Genomic DNA, 22,912 nt, shown 5'->3' on the forward strand with positions numbered 1-22,912 from the left:
ATCAAGTTCGGCGATTACCCGAGTCGTCAATTTGATTTCTCCCACGACTCCCCCTGAGCGTTCGCGTTCAGGGGGCGTAAGTGTTTCGTAGTGTCGCTATGTTTGACGCTTGACAATTGCGTATGTTTTTAGAAAGCGTATAGTGGATAACCCGTATTACGGTTACAATAGTCTTTGCGAACAACACTTTACAAATACAAGAATAGCCATGCTCCGTCAGCGCACCATCAAAAATGTCATCAGTACCAAAGGGGTTGGCCTGCACTCCGGTCGTCGTGTCGAGCTGACATTACGCCCCGCCGCGCCTGACACCGGTATTGTGTTTCACCGTATTGATCTGCCGGAGATTGTGGATCTGCCTGCGCAGGCCGACAAGGTCGGTGGCACGCGCATGGCCTCGGTGCTCATCAAGGACAATGTTCGTGTCTCAACGGTTGAGCACCTGATGTCTGCCATTGCGGGTTTGGGTATTGATAATCTGCATGTGGACCTGACTGCTGAAGAAGTGCCCATCATGGATGGCAGCGCAGGCACGTTCGTGTATTTGTTGCGCTCGGCCGGCTTGCAAGAGCAGGAAGCGCCCAAGAAATTTTTGCGTGTCCTCAAGCCCGTTGAAGTCTCTGAAGGCGAGGGAAAGGACATTAAATGGGCCCGTCTGGAGCCCTATGAAGGCTTTGCCCTTCAGTTTTCGATTGATTTTCATCACCCGGCAATTGATGCAACGGCCAATTTTGCCGAGGTGGATTTTGCGCATGACTCGTATGTGAAGACGATCTCACGTGCGCGCACCTTTGGCTTTGCCAGCGAGGTCGAGGCGTTGCGTGCGGCCGGTCTGGCCCGTGGTGGCAGTCTGGACAATGCCATCGTCATGGACGAATACCGCGTCCTGAACAGCGACGGTCTGCGTTACGAGGATGAGTTCGTCAAGCACAAAATTCTGGATGCGATTGGCGACTTGTACCTGATTGGCCACCCCTTGATTGCCCGTTATGTAGCGTGCAAATCCGGCCACGGCCTGAACAACCAGTTGGCGCGTGCCCTGCTCGCCGCCCAGGACAGTTGGGAATTGGTCACGTTCGAGTCTGCGGCTAGCGCGCCTCATGCGTTTTCCAGCGAGTGGAAATTCGCTTGATACGTGTGTAAGGGCGCTATCTGCGCGCCCGGTTTAACTGCGATGATGACGCAACAGGCGTTCGATGGCTTGGGCCAGAGGACCTTGCGGTAATGAGTCATGCAGCTTTTCAAATGATTCCAGGGCCCGCTCGTCCAGGACTTGTACCTGGCGTGCGGGCTTTTCTGTCACAGCTGCAAACAAATGGGCTTGCACGTGAACCAGCGTCTCGCTAATGTTCCAGCCAGCGGCATTCATCTGTCGGGTGACGGTGGGCAAAAGCTGACGCAGCTTGGCCGCATGCGCTGCGCTGGGAACTGCCAGCGTCAATTGCTGTCTGTCTATACGTGCAACTTTACAGGCCTTGCCCAAAGCAGGGGGCAGGGCTTTGCTTACATGGGTCTGGGCTGCCATCAGCTGCCGGGCCATTTCCAGTACCTGGGAACCTTGCTGGTCCTTGGCCAGCCAACCCAAAGCGTGGCTTTGCCCGCTACTGCGTTTTGGCGCGGATGAGGAAAAAGGGGGCTTCCAGGTCATGTTCGAGGTTATACAAGAGTGGATCAACATAAAGACTATACGTCCTTAGATGTTAAAGCCAAAGGGGTGCGCCGCACGGTGATCGCCGTGGTGGCCTTGGTATCGCTGGGCGTTTCTGCTGCGGCGGGCGCTCTGGTGCAGTCGCACTGGAGTGAGCGCAACGGCGTTTCGCTGGATACGGAGATGGCCCAGAGCCAGGCCGCCGCGATGCAGGACAACGTCACCCGCCTGGCTGAAAAAGTGGGCGGTTTGCAGGCCAAGCTGATCGAAATGGACGGTGTCAGCAAGCGCGTTGCCAAGGCGGCGGGCATCGAGTACACCGATCCGGAGCTGGCCGGTTCCATGCCGGTTCAGGATCTGGCCGTGATGGACAGCATGGATGGCGCCGACCTGGTGTGGAACGCCGATCGTCTGGGCGAGCAACTGGACAATCTGGCCAAACAGATGTCCGAGCAGCAAGACTGGTTTCAGATGCTAGACAGCGTGCTGACCGAGCGCACCGGCAACGAGGCCCGCCTGCCCAATTATCGCCCGGTGGATTACGATGAGGTCGCGTCTTCCTTTGGCTGGCGGCGTCACCCGATTTCGGGTCGCCATGCTTTGCACGAAGGCCTGGATTTTCCTGCTCCCAAGGGTACGCCCATCTATGCCGCCTCCGGCGGCGTGGTGTCCGAGGCGCGTTACATGACAGGGTATGGCAAGCTGGTGGAAATCAACCATGGCAATGGCATGAGCACGCGATATGCCCATGCTTCCTCGATCGTTGTTAAATTAGGCGACGTAGTGGAAAAAGGGCAGTTGATTGCCCGAGTCGGCTCCACCGGGCAGTCCACAGGTTCGCACCTGCATTTTGAAGTGCGCATGGCCGGACACGCCCTGGACCCCAAGCTTTTTCTGCCGGCGCGTGAGTACGTAGAGCAGCAGATCGCGCAATTGGATTCGGACAAGTAGTTCCGTCTTGCAGCATGTGCGTTAAACTGATCGTTTGCTTGCGCATCCCTTTTAACCAGAGATAGGCTCGAGGCACAGATTCAAGCCCTTGCGGCCTCGCCTACATTGACGACACAAGAATGGTTTCATTGCTGAAAAAGCTTATTGGCAGTCGTAACGACCGACTGCTCAAACAGTACCGTAAGCAGGTCGCCCAGATTAATGCTCTTGAGCCTGCCATGCAGGGACTCAGTGACGAGGCCTTGGCAGCCAAGACGCAGGAGCTGCGCCAGCGTGTTCAGGATGGCGCCTCGCTTAACTCGCTCCTGCCCGAGGCCTTTGCCGTGGTGCGCGAAGCGGGTGTCCGTGTGTTTGGCATGCGTCACTTTGACGTGCAGATGCTCGGCGCCATTGCCTTGCACAATGGCAAGATTGCAGAAATGCGTACGGGCGAAGGCAAGACGCTGACCGCTACCTTGGCCGTGTATTTGAATGCGCTCTCGGGTAAGGGCGTGCATGTGGTGACGGTGAACGATTACCTGGCTCGACGGGATGCCGCCTGGATGGGCCGTCTGTACAACTTCCTGGGTATGAGCGTGGGTGTGGTGGTTCCCCAGCAAGACAACGCTGAGAAGATTGCCGCCTATCAGGCGGACATCACCTACGGTACCAATAACGAATTCGGTTTTGACTACCTGCGCGACAATATGGAATACCGCGCCGAGGATCGCCGCCAGCGCGGCCTGTCCTACGCAATTGTCGACGAAGTTGACTCCATCCTGATCGATGAAGCCCGTACACCGCTGATCATCTCCGGCCAGGCCGAAGACAATACCGAGCTGTACGTGCGCATGAACGTGGTTCCGCCCATGCTGACCCGCATGACGCAAGAGCCTCGTCCACACGAGCCCGAGCCTGAAGGCGACTTCTGGGTCGACGAGAAAGGTCAGCAGGTCCATATTTCCGAAGCCGGTCACGAACGTGCCGAGCAGATTCTGACGGAAATCGGTCTGTTGCCCGAAGGCGAGTCGTTGTACGAGCCACGCCATATTTCCCTGATGCACCACCTGATGGTCGCCTTGCGCGCCCACAACCTGTTCTTCCGCGATCAGCAATACGTGGTTCAGGATGGTGAAGTGGTGATTGTGGATGAATTTACCGGTCGTTTGATGGCGGGTCGCCGCTGGTCCGATGGCTTGCATCAGGCGGTGGAAGCAAAAGAAGGCGTACGCATTCAGAACGAGAATCAGACGCTGGCCTCGATTACTTTCCAGAACTACTTCCGCATGTACGACAAGCTGGCCGGCATGACCGGTACGGCCGATACGGAAGCCTACGAGTTCCAGGAAATCTACAGCCTTGAAACCGTCATCATCCCGCCTAACCGTCCTTTGGCGCGTAAAGATCAGAACGATCAGGTTTTCAAAACCGATGACGAGAAGTTCAATGCCATTCTGAAAGATATTCAGGACTGTCACGAACGCGGTCAGCCTGTACTGGTGGGAACCACCAGCATCGAGAACTCCGAGCTGATTTCCACGCGCCTGAACGCTGCCGGCGTCAAGCACGAGGTTCTGAACGCCAAGCAACATGCTCGCGAGGCCGATATCGTGGCTGAGGCTGGCAAGCCGGGTCACGTCACGATCGCCACCAATATGGCCGGTCGTGGTACCGACATTGTGCTGGGTGGCAGCATCGAGCGTGCCATTTCCGCCGTGCGTGAAGATCAGTCGCTGAGTGCCGAGCAGAAAGAGGCTCGCATTCAGGCTATCCGTGCCGAATGGGAGCCGCTGAACCAGCAGGTTAAACAGGCTGGCGGTTTGCGCATTATTGGCACCGAGCGCCACGAGTCCCGACGTATCGACAATCAGTTGCGTGGTCGTGCCGGTCGTCAGGGCGACCCAGGTTCGTCGCGTTTTTACCTGTCGCTGGAAGATTCCTTGATGCGTATCTTCGCTGGCGATCGCGTCCGCGCCATCATGGAGCGCCTGCGTCTGCCAGAAGGCGAGCCTATCGAAGCCCGCATGGTGACGCGCTCCATCGAGTCGGCCCAGCGCAAGGTCGAGGCGCGTAACTTCGATATTCGTAAACAGCTGCTGCAGTACGATGACGTGGCCAACGATCAGCGCAAGGTGATCTACGCCCAGCGTAATGAGGTGCTGGAGTCGGGCGATATTACGGAAACGATCAGCAGTTTGCGTGAAGCGGCCGTCAGCCGCCTGTTCCGTGAGTACGTGCCGCAAGACACGATGGAAGAGCAATGGGATATTCCGGGCCTGACCACCGCCTTGCAAAGCACTTTCCAGATTGATCTGCCTCTGGCCGAAATGCTGGAGAAAGAATCCAACCTGACAGACGACGATTTGCACGATCGTGTTATCGAGGAATCCCAACGTCTGTTGCAGGCCAAGATCGATCAGGTCGGTCAGCCCAACTGGGGTAATTTCGAGCGTGCAGTACTGTTGCAATCGATCGATACACAGTGGCGCGGGCACCTGCAGGCACTGGATCATCTGCGTCAGGGCATTCATCTGCGTGGCTATGCCCAAAAAGATCCTAAACAGGAATACAAGCGCGAAGCCTTCGAGCTGTTTTCCGATATGTTGGATCGGGTGCGTGACGAAGTGGTCAAGGTGCTGATGACGGTACGTATCCAGACGCCGGAGCAGGTTGAGGAAGCCGCTGCTGAAGTTCCCGCCAACTCCAATGTCCGTTTCCATCATTCTGACTACGATGCTGCCCTGAGCGGTGAGGATCCCGGTCTGGATGAAGTGGCCAAAGGCGAAGTGCCACGTGTGGGCCGTAACGATCCTTGCCCATGCGGCAGTGGCAAGAAATACAAGCAGTGTCATGGCCGATTGAACTGATCCCGGTTCAGATCGTCCTGCACGCTGGCAGCAACCCCATGAATCTTCGGTTCATGGGGTTTTTTTTCGGGTAAAGGCAGCGATCCGGGCGGCGACGTTGCGTTTGAATGTCTCTTGGCCCTCAGGGAAGTTTTACCGTTAAGCTACAGCCTGCAGCCGACTAAAGACGGCTGTCACTTCTCGTTTTCTCCGTGTGTTTTCTATGACAACAACTCCCTTATTGCATCGTGTCGCCCTGGTCGGGGCGGGTGAGGTGGCGCATTTTTATGGCGCAGCCCTGACGTCGGCTGGCGTACAGGTTCCGTTTATCTTGGTGCGCCGCGAAAGTGCAGTTGCCCGTGAGCTGGCCGAGCAATTGGGTGCGCAGCTGTGCCGGCAGGCAGATGCGCGCTGGCGGGATTTGGACGGGGTGTTGTCAGCCGTTACAGGGACGCAGGCTGGCGCCGTTGCCCGCGCGGTCATGCCCTGCTTGACGACCGGTGCCTTGTATATGGATTTGTGTACTGCTGAACCTGAGGACATGGAAGGCATGGCTGTCCTGGCGCAGCAGTACGGTGTTGAGTTGGCTGATCTGGCGATTATGGGCTCAGTGCCCGCTACAGGCGCTCAGACGGCGTTGCTGGCCGCCGGGCAGGGGGCTGGCAGGGCTGCGGCTTTCTGGCGGGCTCAGGGCGCTCCTGTGCGTGTTTTGCCGGGACAGGCCGGAGATGCGATGCGCCTTAAGTTACTGCGTAGCCTCATGACCAAGGGCTTGGAAGCCTTGGGGATTGAAAGTCTGATGCTGGCCGAACGCATGGGTTTGCGAGCCGAGCTGTACGAAGTGCTGGAGGATTTGAACCAGCGTGGCTTGCAGGACTTTATGGAGTCTTGCTTGCGCAGCCACCTGGTGCATGGTGTGCGCCGTCGTGATGAGGTTCTGCAAGTACGTCGTCAATTGGAACTGGCTGGCATTGCGCCACGGGTGACCAATGGCGTATTGGATTTCTTTGAGCACACAGCGCAGACAGCGTCTTTGCAAAGAGATCAGGCCGTAGGGACGGAGGAGAGTCTGGAGGTGTTTCTGGAAGAGGCTCTTTGCTCGTCTCCCCGGTCGTCGTTGCTTGGAAAACCTGTTTAGCGCTCCTGTCGGATGCGTCGCCTCTGGGTTTGAGACACTTTATGGGATTGGTCATCAAGGCTTGCACCGGAAGGGTAGAGAGCTTGTATCTAAGGAAATGAAGTAAACATACTGGAAGCTGACACGCCGACGCCCCGATAATCGGGCATACCAGTGTTTGGATGTTCAGATTTCCCTGGACCAAACGATTAAAAGACGTGATTGATTTCCTTTGATGCCGATATAAAGAAACCGGCCAGAAGCCGGTTTCTTTAATCGTGCCTGCTGGCGATTTATAGCAAGAATACCGTTGCCAATCCCAGGAACAGCAGGAAACCCAGCGAGTCCGTTGCGAAGGTTAGCAGTACCGAGGAACCCACGGCGGGATCATTGCCGAAGCGATCACGCAGAATCGGGATCATCACGCCCAGTGCTGCGCCGATCAGCATATTGCCGATCATGGCGGCCATCATCACCGCGGCAATCGCAATCGAGCCGGAGATAAACCAGGCAAAAAAGGCCGTTACCGCACTGCCACAGACGCCGACCAGAAAGGTCACCAGCAACTCACGCTTGATCAGCGGCAGGACGTTGGAACCGGTGACACGGCCCGTCGCAATGGCACGAATAATCATCGTCATGGTCTGGTTGCCGGAGTTGCCGCCAATCCCGGCCACAATCGACATCAGGAAAGCCAGGATCACGATGTGGCTGACGGTGTCCTCAAAGCGCGACGCAATGAAAGAGGCAGTGGCCGCCGTACAGAGATTGATCAGCAGCCAGGGGGCCCGGTTGCGGATGGCGGTACGGATGGGCGAGAAGATGTCATCCTCTTGCAGACCTGCACGCGACAAGGCTTGCTCTTCGGAGTCTTCTTGCAGCACGTCCACCACTTCGTCAATGGTGACTCGGCCTATCAGTCGGCCCATATCGTCGACGACCGGGGCCGAGACCAGGTCATAGCGCTCGAAAGCCCCGGCCGCATCCGAGTCCGAGTCCAGGGGATTGAGAGTCAGATAATCGGTGGACATGACCGAGGACACCAGCGTTTCGGGTTCACTGACCAGCATGCGGGTCAGGGACAGGGTGCCCTGCAATTTATCGGCGCGGTCCACCACAAAAATCTGGTCAGTGTGGTCTGGCAGCTCTTGTAGACGGCGCAGGTAGCGCAGGACCACCTCCAGGGTGACATCCTCACGCACACGCACCATGTCAAAGTCCATGATGGCGCCCACCGTGTCCTCGGGGTAGCCCATGGCTTCAATCAGCTGCGCACGCTCTTCATCCGTCAGGCCGCGTTGCACGGCAGCCACCACATCGGGCGGCAGGTCGGGCACCAGATCAGCAATCTCGTCGGCATCCATATTGCCGGCGGCAGCGATCAGGTCTGCGGTATCCATGGAGCGAATCAGCGATTCGCGTGCCCAATCCGCCACTTCCAGCAGCACGTCCGCATCGTGTTCGGCGTCCACCAACTGCCAGATGGCCTGTCGTTCCAGCTCGGGCAAGGACTCCAGGATAAAAGCGATGTCGGCCGGGTGCAGATCATTGAGGATGGCCTTGATCTCGCTTTCATGCTGGCGATGGATCAGACCCTCAAGCAGGTTGGAGCGGTCGTCGTCCTCGAACTGACGCTGGGCCAGTGATTCGACGACCTCCTGGCGCTTCAGGATGTTCTTTAGGCGATACAGCGCCTGTTGCGCATCCTCGGGCTCCAGGCGGCGCGGTTTGGGGGTGTCGCTGGGCGAAGTGGGGGGTACCAGGTTTTCCTGCATAGGCCTGCCTGTTACGAATACTTAGAGAGGGGGCAGCGGACGGCTGCGGCGCTCGTCATCGGTGGCCACGTAGGTCAGTGTGGCTTCCGTTACTTTGACCGTTTCCAGTTGCAGGCGTTTGCGCTCCGCGTACACTTCCACCGAAACCGTGATGGAAGTGCGGCCGGTTTTGATGATTTCCGTGTAAAAGCTGAGCAAATCACCCACAAACACGGGTTGCTTGAAGGTAAACGCATTCACCGAGATGGTGGCAACCCGGCCTTGAGCGCGTCGTGTTGCAGGAATCGCGCCGGCAATGTCCACTTGGGACATGATCCAGCCACCGAATACGTCACCGTGAATATTGGCGTCTGTAGGCATGGGCATGACGCGCAAGGTGGGGGCTCCGTCCGGAAGCGAAGAAAGGTTGCTTGATGTAGTCACAAAGACTCCCGTAGTGGAAGAAAGGGTGGGGCACTGATGCCCGTCGCGCGGGGTGGCTGCCCTCAGCAATAGAGCCTGCCATTGTAACGGCAAGCTTTAGGCCCGCTATGAAACATTTGTTAAAGCGTCAACGGTGTTGGGCCAGCCAGTCCAGAGCCAGTTTGACCCAGTAACTGGCGCCGACCGGAATCAGGGCATCGTTAAAGTCGTAGCTGCCGTTGTGCAGCATGCACGGGCCGATGCCGTGACCCGGGCTGCGGTGTTCGCCCTCGCCATTGCCCAGCCAGACATAGCAGCCTGGGACTTCCTGCAACATGAAGGAGAAGTCTTCGGCCCCCATGGAGGGACGAATGTCCTGGCGCAGCTTGTCGGGGCCGACCAGTTCCCGGATGACTTGCGCGCAAAAGGCCGCTTGTTCGGGATCATTGATGGTGGGTGGGTAGCGGCGGTCAAAGTCAAACTCGGCCTTGCAACCCTGAGCGGCGCAGAGTTGTTCACACAGTTCGCGCATGCGGGTCTCGACCAGATCCAGCGCTTCGTTGGAAAAGGTGCGTACGGTGCCGCGCATGACAGCGTCGTTGGGGATGACGTTGTCGGCAGAGCCAGCATGAATCTGGGTAATGCTCAGCACCACGGGCTCGAGTGGGTCCACATTGCGGCTGACGATGGTTTGCAGGCTTTGCGCCAGTTGCACGGCCGCCATGATGGGGTCCACGCCCAGGTGGGGCATCCCACCGTGGGCCCCTTTGCCTTCAATACGAATTTCAAAGGTATTGCTCGAGGCCATCATGCCGCCTGGCAAAACCCCGAAGCTGCCTGCTGGCATGCCGGGCCAGTTATGCAGGCCAAAGACGGCCTGCATGGGGAACAGCTTGAACAAGCCGTCCTTGATCATTTCCCGTGCGCCGCCAAAGCCTTCCTCTGCCGGCTGGAAAATAAGGTAGATGGTGCCCGCGAAATCGCGGTGCTCAGCCAGATAACGAGCTGCGCCCAGCAGCATGGCGGTATGCCCATCGTGCCCACAGGCGTGCATCTTGCCATCGTGGCGGCTTTTGTGTTCAAACTCGTTCAGTTCCTGCATGGGCAAGGCGTCCATATCGGCACGCAGTCCCACGGACGGGCCCTGGCCGCCTGTGCCTTCCAGAATTCCCACTACGCCTGTGACGCCCAGGCCCCGATGCACCGGAATGCCCCATTTCTCCAGCCAGGATGCGACCTGATCGGCCGTCCGGTTTTCCTCGAAAGCCAGCTCGGGATGGGCGTGCAGATCACGCCGTATGGCTGCAATTTCATGGGACCAGGTGGAAATGGGTTCAAACAGCTTCATGATGCGGGCTTGTCCTTGGGCTTGAACAATAAAGTAGAGTAGAGTTAACCATAAATAAACACGTATTAGGTGACAAGCCCTTGGATACTCAGCAAAAACCTTGGCTCGAGCATTATCCGGCCTCCGTGCCCCACGACATTCAGCTGGGGGCCGGGCAGACCCTGATCGATTGTCTGGATGCTGCGATTAAAAAGCATAAGGACAGGACGGCGCTGACCTTTATGGGGCACGATATTTCCTACGACGAACTGGACCGCCGGGCCGATGCCTTTGCCGCCTGGTTGCAGGCACAAGGTCTGGAGCGCGGCAGCCGCATCATGTTGATGCTGCCCAATGGTTTGCCTTTTCTGATTTGTTTGCTGGGAACCCTGCGGGCAGGCATGGTGGGCGTGAACACCAACCCCCAATACACCGAACGCGAGCTGGAGTTCCAACTGGCCGACAGTCAGGCTCAGGTCATCGTGATCCTGGAAACCTTTGCGCATGTGCTCGAACAGGTTCCGGCCAAACTCAGACCGGCCCATGTTGTGCTCAGTACCGTGGGCGATCTGATGGGGTTCAAAGGTAGTGTGGTGAATTTTGCCGTGCGCTATCTGAAACGCATGGTACCCCCTTATTCCTTGCCGGGGGCGCAGCGCCTGCAGGCCGTGCTTGAGCAGGGCGGGCAAGCGAGCCTGTACCGGCAAGCAGCCAAGCCTGACGATCTGGCGCTGTTGCAATACACGGGGGGCACCACCGGGCGCCCCAAAGGCGCCATGCTCAGTCAACGCAATCTGATGGCTAACGTTTTACAGGTCGAGGCGGTCGGCTTTCCCGCGTTGGGCGATTTTAAAGGTCCTGCTTACACCATGATGGTGGCCCTGCCGCTCTATCATATTTTTGCGCTGACGGTATGCGGGCTGTTTGCCGTGTATGCGGGTATGCACATGGTGCTGGTGATGAATCCGCGTGATCTCAATTCCGTGTTCAAGGCCTGGAAGCGCAATCCACCTGAAGTTGTTCCCGCAGTGAACACCCTGTTTAACGCCCTGGCCAATCATGAGAAGTTTCGCAGCCTTCCTTTTGATCAGCTCAAGCTGTGCCTGGCCGGAGGGGCTGCGCTGCAAAAGACGGTGGCCGAGCGCTGGCTGGCGGTGACAGGCTGCCCTTTGATCGAAGGTTATGGTTTGTCGGAAACCTCGCCGGTGGTGGCGGTGAACTCCACGGATTCGCGTGACTTCAGCGGAACCATCGGTTTCCCCGTGCCTTCTACCGATGTATTGCTGCTCGATGAACAGGGCCAGCCTGTGGCGATGGGCGAGCAGGGGGAGGTGGCCGTCAAAGGGCCGCAAGTGATGTCCGCCTACTGGAATCAGCCCGAAGAAACAGCGAATGTCTTTACGCCCAATGGATTTCTGAAAACCGGAGATATTGGCGTGATGGACCAGCAAGGGCGCATTCGCCTGGTGGACCGCAAGAAAGACATGATTCTGGTGTCAGGTTTCAATGTCTACCCCAATGAGATTGAGGAAGTGGTCGCCGCTCATCCGGATGTGCTGGAAGTGGCCGCTGTGGGGGTGCCCAGTGAGCACAGTGGCGAGAGCATCAAGCTTTTCGTGGTAAAGCGCAATCCGTCCCTGACAGAAGCGGATATCAAACAGTGGTGCAAAGAACGGCTGACGGCCTACAAGCGTCCCCGGATTATCGAGTTCCGGAACGAATTGCCCAAGAGCAATGTGGGCAAGATCTTGCGACGTGTTCTGAGAGATGAAGAGATCAAGCCCAACACGCAAGCCTGACATGGCAGGTTCGTGATGGGTGTCCGCCGTGCAGCGTGGGGACAGCCTACCCCTAGAGGAAAAACAGCGGTCCATTTCAAATGGGGCCGCTGTTTTTTAATGTGATCCGTCCCGCTCACGAGGGGGCACGGTGCCTGCGCAGCTTAAGGGGCAGGTTTGACGGGACGCTGCGTCAGCGAAGGGCTCACCATGGCCAGCAACTCATCAGCTATATGGGCGTTACCCGCGTAGACGTGACCACTGACGGGCCAGGGCTCTTCCTGATACAAATCCTGGCATACGCCCTTGGCTTCGCGTACCAGCAGTGTGCCAGCGGCAACATCCCAGGGCGCCAGGCCCATCTCCCAGTAGCCGTCGTACCGGCCGCAGGCAACCCAGGCTAGATCCAGGGCGGCTGCCCCCATGCGGCGTACCCCGCGGCTGCCCGTGATGGCGGCGTTCAGGCCGGGCATGTATTGGTCGGAAAAAGAGAAGTCGCGAAAGGGGAAGCCGGTGGCCAGGACCGAGTCGGCCAGCTTTTGCGAGGATGACGTCTGAATGCGGCTGCCGTTCAGCCAGGCACCCACCCCGTACATGGCAGTAAACAGTTCTTCGCGGTTGGGGTCGTAGACCACGGCAATGACCGGAGTGTCCTGCGCCAGAATGCCGTTATCCATGGGCGTGCCGGCAGGTGCAATCAGGGCGACCGATACGGCGTAGTGGGGGATACCATGCAGAAAGTTGGTCGTGCCGTCGAGCGGGTCGATATACCAGGTGGGGCGTCCCGTATTCACCCCGCCGCTTTCCTCGGCCACGATATCAATGTCCGGGGTGCGCTCCATCAGTACACTGATGCAGGCCTGTTCCGCTTCGTGATCCGCTTGCGACACCAGGTCGTTGTGCATTTTGCTGCTGATCACCAAAGCGCTACGGTCCGACGCATAGGCTTGTAAAATGGCGGCGGCGGCATGGGCTGCGGTAACGGCAGCGTCCAGGCAGGCGCTGAGCGGTAAACGTGACAATGGCATGGCAATCCGGTTCTAAAAAAGAAAAGTCAGAAGCAAAGACTTTTTATTGTACGTGTTTGTTGGTGTCAGTTTGATTAAGGCCAGTTTAAGGGGTTCGAGCGTGTATGAGTGTTGTGAAGGGCGGGGAAATTAATGGCTGCCTCTGCGTTTGAGCCCTTGTTGCCTGCCGTCCTTGCGTTCAACGAGCAGGGCGTACCCGTCAGCGCGGTCTATCAGGACACGTATCATCCGGCCGATGGCCCGCTGGGGCAGGCGCGGCGGGTGTTTCTGCAAGGTAATGGCCTGCCTGAACGGTGGCGGGGGCGAGCCCAGTTTACGATTTGTGAAACCGGCTTTGGACTGGGGGCCAGCTTTCTGGCGACCTGGCAGGCGTGGCGGCAGGACCCGCAGCGAAGCCACAGACTGCACTTTGTATCGGTAGAGGCGCATCCTTTTCACCGCTCTGATTTGGCTCTTTTATACGAGCGCTTGCCCCAGGAGCTGCAGGCGCTGGCTCAGGAGCTCTTGGCTTCCTGGCCCATTTTGGTGCCGGGGATACACCGTCTGGAGCTGGATCAGGGACAAGTCACCCTGACCTTGGCGTTCGGGCAGGCGCACACCATGATGCGTGAGCTGCAGTGCCATGCGGATGCGTTTTATCTGGATGGCTTCGCGCCTCGCGGCAATCCGTCCATGTGGTCACGTACGGTTCTCGGACAACTGGTCCGTCTGGCGGCGCCGGGAGCCACGGCGGCCTCCTGGTGCTGTGCCGGGCAGGTACGCCGGGACTTGGCCTCAGTTGGTTTCGAGGTGGAGAAGGTGCCGGGAGCAGGTGGGAAATGGTGCACGATACGCGCCCGTCTGCGTTCACATCTGGGGCGCCGCCGTCCCGTGCCAAGTGCGCAGGGGCGAGTGCTTGTGGTGGGGGCCGGTTTGGCGGGGGCCGCCTGCGCCTGGGAAATGGCCCGCAAAGGGGTGCCCGTTCTGGTGTGTGACCCCGTGTTGAGCAAGGGGCTGGATGCCAGTCACCATGGTCACCGTCTGGCCGCGATCTCGCCGGTCTTTGCGCTGGATGACGCGCCGTTGGCCCGGTTGAGCCGCAATGCCGTGCTGCGTGTCTGGCAGGGTTGGAAAACACTGCCGCAGGCTGCCCGGCCCCGTCGGGTCGGCACGCTGGTATTTGGGCAGGCGGGCAACGGCGATGCCGAGATTCAGCAAGCCTTGGCCCGTTTGGCTTTGGACCCGGACTGGGTGCATTGGCAGGATCGTGAGCAGGCTTCCGCACTGGCTGGCGTGCCCTTGCAGCGTGGCGGCCTGTATTTTCCGCAGGGTATGGTGCTTGACCCCGGGGCACTGGTCGCTCATTTGCTCGATCATCCCTTGATTGAGTGCTTGCCAGAGCGGGTCTTTTTGCGTGCCGGACACGAACCCGGTGTCTGGCAAGTATGCAATCAGCACGGGGACTGCCTGGAAAGCAGCAATCGGGTGGTGGTGGCGGCAGCGGCGCAAAGCCTGAGCGTGTTGCCAGCCGAACTGTTGACCGAGTGCCTCATGCCCAGGCTCATGGCCATGCAGCGTCTGGCCGGACAGGTCAGCTATCTGCCTCCTGGGCAGTCCTTGACCCGTGGGGAGGTGACTTTAAGCGGCCAGGGCTATATCCTGCCGGTTGATTCTTACGGCCAGGTTATCGGCAGCACGTACGAGCGTTCTGGTGACGCTGCTCAGATCAGTCGCCTGGGGCATGCGCAAAATATAGAAAAAGTGTCTGCCATGTTGGCCAATCCCGCGGTTGGGGGGGATTTGCCCGAGCAGGGTTGGGCTGGCTGGCGCTGTGCATTAAGTGATCATTTGCCTGTGATGGGTTTTGTGCCGGGGCAGCCCGGTTTGTTTATGGCTGCGGCTTACGGCTCGCGTGGTTTGAGCTGGAGCCTGCTGGCAGCCAGTTTGTTTGCCGCCTATTGTCTAGAGGAACCCGTTCCTTTGGAGCGGCGTTTGGAGCAAGCCCTCCTACCTCGCTAAGGTCAGTCTTTCGATTTATTTCGACGAATTTTGAAGCAACATTTTCCTTTGTAGCGCAAATACGTCAAAATAGTGACCTTGTTAAGTAATCTTGAGCGTGACCCTGCGATCAGCATCGTGCCGTTCGCTCCACTCTGACGACGTGACACAATTGTTTAATCATCTGAGTTTGTTGACGACGAAACCGGCCCTGGCCGATTTCGCTTTTGTCGAAACCGATTTTGCGCTGCGTATCGAAGCTCATGCGCCGGGTGTTTTTCGTTTCCGCTGTATGCCACTGGCCCGGCTGGATAACGAAAAGCTCAGTGCTCGTGCCAAAGCTTTGGGCGACATGCTGCTGGCCCGCCACGAGGCGGTCAGCGAGTTTCAACTGGAAGCTGCCGATTCGGGGTGGCGGATTGAGCAAGGCGAAGTGGCCTTGCATATTCAGTCCAACCCCTGGCGCTTTGAGGTCCGGCGGGGCGAGCAACTGCTGTTGAGCAGTGCGGCGCAACCGCTGACCTTTGTCCAAGAGCCCAGCCCATGCTGGCAACTGGATCTGGCCCTGGCCGAGGAAGACGCCCTGTATGGTCTGGGCGAAACCCTCGGTGAGCTGGACCGGCGCGAGGAAACGGTTGACTCCGATCGTCCGGAAGATCGCAGCCTGCCTTTGCTCTGGAGCACTCAGGGCTGGGGGCTGTACATCAATACGTTCGAGCGGGTTGAACACGATCTGGGGCAGCACGATCTGGATGCGTATCGTGCTCGTGTCCATGCCGCCGACCTGGATTTTTTCCTGTTTTTGGGCGATCCCAGCGAAATCATCAATCAGTATTCGGCCCTGACGGGACGAGCCGGCCAGCCGGGTGTCACGCCGATGGGGTTGTGGCTGGATGGCGCCCAGGCTCGGGACGTGACCTCCTTGCGTGAGCTGGCCAGTCAGTGTCGCGAACAGGGCATTGCCCTGGATGTGGCTGTCCTGCCGCCACCGGAGCCCTACGATTTTCAACAGGACAAGCCCACATTGGAATGGGACGCGGCACGCATGGCCGATCCCCGTGAGTCCTTCTCGGCCTTGCAAAACGACCAGTTGCAACTGGCTGCCTGGACGCGCCCTTGTGTGCTGGCCGGCACCAGCTTGTTTGAAGAGTGGGAAGACCGCGGCTGGTTGCTCATCAATGATGATGACGGTTGCGCCCATGTGTTCCCCGGTGACGAGCTGAGCGGTGGCCGTGACTACGGCTTGCTGGACCTGACTCACAAGGACGTGTTCCGCATGTGGGCCGAGCGTCAGCGTCAGATGGTCGATGATGGCCTGGGGGCGGTGTTGTGCAATGCCCGCTTTGAGATTCCTGATGCCATCACCAGCCGTGGTGGCGAGTCCGGCGCTTTGTTGCGTGCGATTTACCCTGTGCTGGCCCGTCAGGCTTTGTTTGACGCGGTTGCCGGTCACAAGACGCCGCAAGAAGGAGTCGTAGCCAGCCGCGACCTGAGTCCGTCCTCCCAACGCTTTGCCTGGCAGTTGGGGCCTCAGGTCGATAACACCTGGGCCGGGTTGACCCAGTCGTTGAAGTCGGCTCTGGCCACCGGTAATAGTGGCGTGCCCATCCAGATTCATGGCTGGGGCAATGCGGCAGCGCCCACCGATGCCATGACGCCTGAGCTGTACCTGCGGTGGTTGGCGATGTCGGTCTTTTCAGCCAATTTCAGCCTGCAAGGGGTCCCTGCGCTGCGTCCAGATGCATTTGACCAGGAAACGCAGGCGCTGGTTGCGCATTGGCTGGAGTGGCGTTTCCGTCTGGTGCCTTATGTGCTGGGCATTATTGAGGACGCCGTGCGTACCGGTCTGCCGGTGCAACGTTCCATGGCTCAAAGTTTCCCCGCCGATGCTCAGGCCCGCTTGTGGGATACCCAGTATTTGTTGGGGCCGGCCTTGCTGGTGGCACCTGTTTTGCAGCCTGGTCAGGATATTGAGGTCTATTTGCCTGCAGGCGATGCCTGGTGGGATCTGAGCACGGGTTGGCGTTACGAAGGTGGCACGACCCTGAAAATGACGGTGGGTCTGGATCGCTTGCCGGTCTTTGGCCGCGAAGGCCATATGTTGTGTCTGGGGCCGGTGGTCAAGCACACCTCCGAGTTCAACTCGGCGCGTTTGCTCGACGAGGTCTGGATGTTTGGCATGCCCGAGCACAGCCCGGTTGTGATGCGCAACAAGATTCGCGTCATGCAGATGCAGGGGTCCAGCTATATCAAGGGGCTGGAAGGGTTGAAGATCCTGCCGTCTGAGGGCTTGGAAGTCAAACGCCGTGGCGCCGAGGTTCGTATTTCTCGCGCCCGTTAAGCGCTAGACGAATCTGAATCGTCTTGGAATGCCTCCCGGCATTGAGGTCTGACCTCAGTATCGGGAGGCATTTTTTATGGCTGAGTGGTAGCTCATGTTCAGATTTTGTTTCTGCGGCAGGCAAAAGTGGGGTGGGAAAGGGCCTCGCGGCCTTCATTTTCAGGTCGTTTTAAAAAAAATCACCTTTTTGCGCATTATTTTGCATTTAGTGCTTGACGAGAGTTCGGAATCAGGACATAATTTCATCTTTCAGTAGGGGGTCGTTAGCTCAGTCGGTAGAGCAGCGGACTTTTAATCCGTTGGTCGCGCGTTCGAGTCGCGCACGACCCACCACTACACTGAAACGTAGAAACAAGGCCGCGCTTAGCGGCCTTTTTCTTTGGGCGCTTGCCTTGCACAGCCAAGGTCACATCCGCGCGCATTGGCCGGTCGGAAATCTTGCTATACAGTGCAGCCCTCAGTATGGTTTCAATATTTCCATGGGTTATATCTATCTGGTCATCGCCAAATTTGCTTTATGGTAAATTTCGCTTACAGCTCAGGCTTTTATAACTCGACTGACTAACTAGGCTGAGTTCATTTTGATTCGTCTTGAACACATCTCAAAAACCTATTCCCTGGCAGGCAAGACCGTTCACGCCTTGAACGACGTTTCCTTGCAGATTCACCAAGGAGAGGTCTTCGGTATTATTGGTCGCTCGGGTGCCGGGAAAAGTACGCTGATCCGCATGTTGAATCTGCTTGAGCAACCCAGCTCGGGCCAGGTCTGGGTGCAGGACCAGGACATCACGCGTTTTTCGGGCGCACAGTTGCGCGCCTTCCGGCAAGGCGTGGGGATGGTATTTCAGCATTTCAATCTGCTTCATTCCCGTACCGTTCTCGATAATGTTTGTTTTCCCTTGCGTTTGGCCGGGGTGGGGCGTGCCCAACGCCAACAGCGCGCTCTGGAAGTCCTGGAGCTGGTGGGCTTGAAGGACCACGCCAACAAATACCCGCGTCAGTTATCGGGCGGGCAGCAGCAACGTGTCGGTATTGCGCGTGCCCTGGCCAATCGTCCACAGCTTTTGTTGTGTGACGAGGCCACCTCGGCACTGGACCCGGAAACCACCCAGTCCATCCTGCGTTTGCTGCGCCAGATCAACCAAGAGCTGGGACTGACGATCGTTCTTATTACTCATGGCATGGATGTGATTCGTTCGGTTTGCGACCGGGTGGCCGTGATTGATGCTGGCAAGATTGTGGAATGTGGCGAAGTGCTGGATGTGTTCTTGCACCCGCATCATCCCACCACCCAGTCCTTGCTCAGTGAAAGTGGAGTGAATATCGACGACTGGCTTGCCTTGGCAGAAGGTGTACCTGGCAGTGTCATGCGCCTGAGTGTGCGTGGGGTGGCCACTACCGAGCCATTGATCAGCCGTATTACCAGCCAGTTGGGCCTGAATGTCAGTATCTTGCAAGGCGCCATTGGCCGTATCAAAACCGAGCCTTATGGGCAGTTGGTCGTGGCGGTGCAAGGGGATGCTCAGGCCAAAGCAGGGCTGGATGCCTTGCTGGATGAATTGAATGTGCAGTTTGAGGTATTGCGACCATGAACTTTAGCAATTTGGATTGGGCGCTGATTGGTGAAGCCACCATCGATACCTTGTTGATGACGGGTATCTCGCTGGGCTTTACCGCCATTATTGGTTTGCCCCTTGGCGTGCTGTTGTTTCTGACCAGTCGCAAGCAGATGCTGGACAACGCCTGGGTGTACCAGACTTTGTCGTTGATTGTGAACATTTTACGGTCGGTGCCGTTTCTGATTCTCTTGATCGTCATTATCCCTTTGACCCGCATTCTGGCCGGTACGTCTTTAGGGGTGCAGGGGGCGATCCCGCCGCTGGTCTTAAGTGCTGCGCCGTTTTTTGCCCGTCTGGTGGAAAACGTCCTGCGTGAGCTGGACCCCGGCGTCAATGAAGCCTGTCGCGCCATGGGAGCCAACTCCCGTCAGACGGTTTTGCTGGCCTTGCTGCCGGAGGCGACCACGGGGATTGTGGCGGCCTTGATCGTGACTGCCATTGCCCTGGTGGGCTATTCAGCCATGTCTGGTGTGATTGGGGGCGGCGGTCTGGGTGACCTGGCGCTGCGCTTTGGTTATCAACGTTATCAAACGGATGTCATGGTGGTTACCGTGGCTATCCTGGTGGTGCTGGTGCAACTCCTGCAAGTGTTTGGAGACGCCATGGTGGCTCGTTTGAGCCGAAAATAAGTCCCGGCAGTGGTGGTTATCGTCCTGCCTTTCTGAAACTGGAGTCGCTCATGTCTTTGAAGAAATTTGTTCCCGTTCTGGCCTTGTCCGTGTCGGCTCTGCTGGCCAGCGTGGCCCAAGCTGCCGAGACCCTGTCGGTCGCTGCTACCCCTGTACCGCACGCCGAACTGCTGGAGTTTGTAAAGCCTGCTTTGGCCAAAGAAGGCGTGAACCTGGATATCAAGGTGTTCACCGATTATGTGCAGCCCAACCAGCAAGTGGCTGACGGTCATATCGATGCCAACTTCTTCCAGCACAAACCTTACCTGGATACCTTCAATAAAGAGCACAAAACCGATCTGGTGTCGGTGGCCCTTGTTCACGTTGAACCCTTTGGTGCTTATTCCACCAAGATCAAGAGTCTGGACGAGTTGAAAGAAGGCGCGCTGGTGGCGATCCCCAATGATCCTTCCAATGGTGCGCGTGCCTTGCTGCTCTTGCAAAAGGCGGGTGTGCTGACGCTGAAAGATCCTAGCAACATCTTGGCGACCTCGCGTGATGTGGATCAGAACCCCAAAAAGCTGAAGTTCAAGGAGCTGGAAGCCGCGACGCTGCCTCGCGTTCTGGCTGACGTGGATATTGCCCTGATCAATACCAATTACGCCCTGGAAGCCGGCCTCAATCCCACCAAGGATGCGCTGGTGATTGAAGGCGCTGATTCGCCGTACGCCAACCTGATCGCCGTGGCTGCCAAGTCCAAGGACGATCCACGGGTGGCCAAGCTGATCCAGGCATTGCACAGCGAGGACGTGAAAAAGTTCATCGCCGACAAATATAAAGGTTCGATTGTTCCTGCGTTCTAAGCCGGGTTTTGGCAGGACTGTCTGGACAAAAAACCTCGGGATTTCCCGAGGTTTTTCTTTTTTTAAAACACATAAAGCCAAAGAAGCAGTCCGCTTCGGGTAGCATAGATCAACGCTGGGGCAGGTCATGAGCCTGTGCCAGACTTGGGTAAACATCGAACTGGCTGATTGTGGGTCAGTCCCTACAGAGGAGTAACGGATGTTCAATAAAAAAATGAAAACCCTGATGGCCGGCTTGGCCTTGGCGTTGGCTTTGCCCGCGGGGCAGGCCCTGGCGCAACAAGGCAAAGAGCTGGTGGTCGCAACCGATACGGCGTTTGTGCCTTTTGAGTTCAAGCAAAACGGTAAGTACACCGGCTTTGACATCGACTTGTGGGATGCCATCGCGAAAAAAGCCAATCTGAATTACCGGTTTCAGCCCATGGACTTCAACGGCATTATCCCAGGTTTGCAAACCCGTAATCTGGATGCGGCGCTGGCAGGGATAACCATCCGGGACGATCGCAAGCAAGTCATTGATTTCTCCGATCCTTACTACGAGAGCGGTCTGGCCATTTTGGTGAACACGGATAACTCCGCCATCAAGTCCGCCTCCGATCTGGAAGGCAAGACGGTTGCGGTGAAGATTGGGACTGCCACCGTAGACTTCATGCAGCGTTCGGTGCCAACTGCCAAGCTCAAGCTGTTCCCCAATATCGATAATGCCTTCCTGGAACTGGCCACAGGTCGGGTGGATGCCGTGGTGCATGACACACCAAACGTGCAGTATTACGCTCAGACCGGCGGCAAGGATCGTGTGAAAGTTACCGGCGCGGTGAAAAGTGGCGACTTCTATGGTATTGCGTTTCCCAAAGACAGCGAACTGGTTCCTGTTGTAAACCAGGCATTGAAAGATATTCGGGCCGACGGCACTTACGACAAAATCTACCAGAAATGGTTTGGCAAGCAGCCTGATTAAACAGGCCTAGAGCCAAACGCATGCCAGGCGGTGATCGCGTGTCGTAACGGGATCACCGCTTTATTTTTTGACGCTCTGTTGTGGGCGTTTATTCAAAGACAAAGGTAGCACGGTGACTTTTGAATGGGACGCTATCTGGGGGGCCTTACCCAGCCTTCTGGAAGGAACAAAGATGACGCTGCTCATCACCCTGTCGGGTTTGGTGGGCGGCGCCATATTGGGTTTTTTGACCGGGGTGATTACCACCTATGTGCGGGTGCCGGTCACCTGGCGCCGGGCCGCCTGGTTTGTGCTGGGGCTGCTTGTGCTCGGCTTTTTGCTCAAGGGCCTGTCCTGGCTGATGGATAACGGGTTGAGTTTTGTGCCCGCCTGGGTCTGGACCTCGCTGCAAGTGGTACTTGCCGTGTCGCTATTGGGCTTTTTCAGGCGTTATCTGCTGTTGACGCTCTCTATCCTGTGTCAGCTGTATGTGCTGATTATTCGAGGCACCCCGATTGTCGTACAGGTGATGTTCATCTATTTTGCCCTGCCCATGCTGGCCAATATTCGTATTGATGGCCTGACGGCAGCGATCTTTACCCTGATGATCAATTCGGGAGCTTATATTGCCGAGATTGTGCGTGGGGCCTTGCAGTCCGTGCCCAAGGGGCTGAAAGAGGCCGGTGAGGCAATGGGGCTGCCGTTTCACAAAATTTTGCGCCATATCATTGGGCCGGTGGCATTTCGCCGCATGATTCCGGCCATGGGCAACCAATGCATTATCAGCTTGAAGGACTCCTCGCTGTTTATTGTGATTGGGGTGGCCGAGCTGACTCGTCAAGGCCAGGAGATTATTGCCAACAACTTTCGTTCTGTGGAAATTTGGGGAGCGGTTGCCGTGATCTATCTGATCCTGACTGGCTTGATTGCCCTGACCTTGAAGTTGATTGAACACCGCATGAGGATCGTATGAGTATTGTCGAGTTCAAGGAAGTAACCAAGCGCTTTGGAGACAATATCGTGCTCGACAATATCAGTCTGCAGATTGATAAAGGCGAGGTGGTTGTCGTGGTCGGCCCCTCCGGGTCGGGGAAGTCGACTTTTTTACGCTGCATCAACAAGCTGGAAGATATCCAGGCCGGTGATATTGTCGTCAATGGTTTGAGTGTCAACGGGACGGCGGCCCAGGTGCGCGAACTGCGCCGGGAAGCGGGCATGGTGTTTCAGCAGTTCAATCTGTTCCCGCAGATGAGCGCTCTGGAGAACGTCATGTTCGGCCCGGTTCATACGCGAGGAACGAGTCGAGCCCAGGCACGTCAGGAAGCCCTGGATCTGTTGGCCAAAGTGGGGCTGGCTGAGCGGGTCAATCATTATCCCAACGAGTTGTCCGGTGGCCAGCAGCAGCGGGTGGCCATCGCCCGCGCCCTGGCCATCAAGCCCAAACTCATGCTGTTTGATGAGCCGACGTCCGCGCTGGACCCGGAGTTGCGCCAGGAAGTGCTCAAAGTCATGCAATTGCTGGCTGAGGAAGGCATGACCATGGTGGTGGTGACTCATGAGATGGATTTTGCACGTCGTGTCGGCAGCCGCCTGATCTTTATTGATCAGGGACGGGTGGCCCATGACGGCCCCCCGGCCGAGCTGCTCAGCCATCCTCCCAGCCAGCGTTTGAAGGACTTCCTGCAACACGTGGCCTAAAGCCCCGCGCAGGATGGC

General features: G+C 57.5%; 18 protein-coding genes and 1 tRNA gene. 14 read left to right on the forward strand and 5 right to left on the reverse strand.

Going from position 1 to position 22,912, the window contains the following annotated elements; translation table 11 throughout:
- Positions 1–208 precede the first annotated feature (208 nt).
- Positions 209–1,132 (forward strand): UDP-3-O-acyl-N-acetylglucosamine deacetylase, encoded by a 924-nt coding sequence (lpxC, locus tag ACOZ42_RS03525; protein WP_003803538.1) that lies wholly within the window; start codon positions 209–211, stop codon positions 1,130–1,132.
- Between the two features lie 33 nt (positions 1,133–1,165).
- On the opposite strand, the gene ACOZ42_RS03530 is transcribed toward lpxC, so the two are convergent.
- Positions 1,166–1,648: a DciA family protein gene (locus ACOZ42_RS03530; RefSeq protein WP_003803536.1), complete on the reverse strand. Its 483-nt coding sequence runs from the start codon at positions 1,646–1,648 to the stop codon at positions 1,166–1,168.
- Positions 1,649–1,666: 18 nt separating this feature from the next.
- On the opposite strand from ACOZ42_RS03530, the gene ACOZ42_RS03535 reads away from it, so the two are divergent.
- From ACOZ42_RS03535 to ACOZ42_RS03545, 3 genes are all read left to right on the forward strand, one after another.
- The gene (locus ACOZ42_RS03535; protein WP_003803534.1) at positions 1,667–2,599 is read left to right on the forward strand and encodes a M23 family metallopeptidase; all 933 of its coding nucleotides are present in this window, start codon (positions 1,667–1,669) and stop codon (positions 2,597–2,599) included.
- 119 nt (positions 2,600–2,718) lie between these two features.
- A complete protein-coding gene (secA, locus tag ACOZ42_RS03540; RefSeq protein ID WP_003803532.1) occupies positions 2,719–5,445 on the forward strand; it encodes a preprotein translocase subunit SecA in 2,727 nt (908 codons plus the stop codon).
- A 202-nt stretch (positions 5,446–5,647) separates the two neighbouring features.
- Positions 5,648–6,562 carry a DUF1932 domain-containing protein gene (locus tag ACOZ42_RS03545; RefSeq protein WP_426345552.1) on the forward strand — a complete coding sequence of 305 codons (915 nt, stop codon included), beginning with the start codon at positions 5,648–5,650 and terminating at the stop codon, positions 6,560–6,562.
- Between the two features lie 272 nt (positions 6,563–6,834).
- On the opposite strand, the gene mgtE is transcribed toward ACOZ42_RS03545, so the two are convergent.
- From mgtE to ACOZ42_RS03560, 3 genes are all read right to left on the reverse strand, one after another.
- Positions 6,835–8,316, reverse strand: coding sequence for a magnesium transporter (gene mgtE, locus ACOZ42_RS03550; RefSeq protein ID WP_003803528.1), 1,482 nt, complete (start codon positions 8,314–8,316; stop codon positions 6,835–6,837).
- 21 nt (positions 8,317–8,337) lie between these two features.
- Positions 8,338–8,682, reverse strand: a complete 345-nt coding sequence (locus tag ACOZ42_RS03555; protein ID WP_003803527.1) for an acyl-CoA thioesterase — start codon at positions 8,680–8,682, stop codon at positions 8,338–8,340.
- Positions 8,683–8,866: 184 nt separating this feature from the next.
- The gene (locus ACOZ42_RS03560; RefSeq protein ID WP_131071325.1) at positions 8,867–10,066 is read right to left on the reverse strand and encodes a M20 aminoacylase family protein; all 1,200 of its coding nucleotides are present in this window, start codon (positions 10,064–10,066) and stop codon (positions 8,867–8,869) included.
- An 80-nt stretch (positions 10,067–10,146) separates the two neighbouring features.
- Here ACOZ42_RS03560 and ACOZ42_RS03565 point away from each other — a divergent pair, with 80 nt between their 5' ends.
- Complete coding sequence (locus ACOZ42_RS03565) at positions 10,147–11,844, forward strand: AMP-binding protein (RefSeq protein ID WP_131071326.1); 1,698 nt, start codon at positions 10,147–10,149, stop codon at positions 11,842–11,844.
- Positions 11,845–11,987: 143 nt separating this feature from the next.
- Here ACOZ42_RS03565 and ACOZ42_RS03570 read toward each other — a convergent pair whose 3' ends face one another.
- On the reverse strand, positions 11,988–12,851 hold the full coding sequence (locus ACOZ42_RS03570; protein WP_426345553.1) for an inositol monophosphatase family protein: 864 nt from the start codon (positions 12,849–12,851) through the stop codon (positions 11,988–11,990).
- 132 nt (positions 12,852–12,983) lie between these two features.
- On the opposite strand from ACOZ42_RS03570, the gene mnmD reads away from it, so the two are divergent.
- The 9 genes from mnmD to glnQ all read left to right on the forward strand — a co-directional run bounded on the left by mnmD (position 12,984) and on the right by glnQ (position 22,894).
- Complete coding sequence (gene mnmD, locus ACOZ42_RS03575) at positions 12,984–14,849, forward strand: tRNA (5-methylaminomethyl-2-thiouridine)(34)-methyltransferase MnmD (RefSeq protein ID WP_426345554.1); 1,866 nt, start codon at positions 12,984–12,986, stop codon at positions 14,847–14,849.
- Positions 14,850–15,000: 151 nt separating this feature from the next.
- Positions 15,001–17,169 (forward strand): glycoside hydrolase family 31 protein, encoded by a 2,169-nt coding sequence (locus ACOZ42_RS03580; protein ID WP_059318806.1) that lies wholly within the window; start codon positions 15,001–15,003, stop codon positions 17,167–17,169.
- Between the two features lie 257 nt (positions 17,170–17,426).
- Positions 17,427–17,502, forward strand: a tRNA-Lys gene (locus ACOZ42_RS03585).
- Between the two features lie 248 nt (positions 17,503–17,750).
- Positions 17,751–18,761 carry a methionine ABC transporter ATP-binding protein gene (locus ACOZ42_RS03590; protein WP_003803516.1) on the forward strand — a complete coding sequence of 337 codons (1,011 nt, stop codon included), beginning with the start codon at positions 17,751–17,753 and terminating at the stop codon, positions 18,759–18,761.
- Positions 18,758–19,417 (forward strand): methionine ABC transporter permease, encoded by a 660-nt coding sequence (locus tag ACOZ42_RS03595; RefSeq protein WP_003803514.1) that lies wholly within the window; start codon positions 18,758–18,760, stop codon positions 19,415–19,417. Before ACOZ42_RS03590 ends, ACOZ42_RS03595 begins: the two co-directional genes overlap by 4 nt.
- A 50-nt stretch (positions 19,418–19,467) precedes the next feature.
- The gene (locus tag ACOZ42_RS03600; protein WP_003803512.1) at positions 19,468–20,259 is read left to right on the forward strand and encodes a MetQ/NlpA family ABC transporter substrate-binding protein; all 792 of its coding nucleotides are present in this window, start codon (positions 19,468–19,470) and stop codon (positions 20,257–20,259) included.
- A gap of 226 nt (positions 20,260–20,485) precedes the next feature.
- On the forward strand, positions 20,486–21,217 hold the full coding sequence (glnH, locus tag ACOZ42_RS03605; protein ID WP_407927744.1) for a glutamine ABC transporter substrate-binding protein GlnH: 732 nt from the start codon (positions 20,486–20,488) through the stop codon (positions 21,215–21,217).
- A 172-nt stretch (positions 21,218–21,389) separates the two neighbouring features.
- On the forward strand, positions 21,390–22,169 hold the full coding sequence (locus ACOZ42_RS03610) for an ABC transporter permease subunit (protein WP_003803509.1): 780 nt from the start codon (positions 21,390–21,392) through the stop codon (positions 22,167–22,169).
- Positions 22,166–22,894: a glutamine ABC transporter ATP-binding protein GlnQ gene (glnQ, locus tag ACOZ42_RS03615; RefSeq protein WP_003803507.1), complete on the forward strand. Its 729-nt coding sequence runs from the start codon at positions 22,166–22,168 to the stop codon at positions 22,892–22,894. The genes ACOZ42_RS03610 and glnQ overlap by 4 nt, the downstream gene beginning before the upstream one ends.
- Positions 22,895–22,912: the final 18 nt, after the last annotated feature.

Source organism: Alcaligenes sp. HNGD-HTN06, from assembly GCF_049932565.1.
Lineage (GTDB): Bacteria > Pseudomonadota > Gammaproteobacteria > Burkholderiales > Burkholderiaceae_B > Alcaligenes > Alcaligenes ammonioxydans.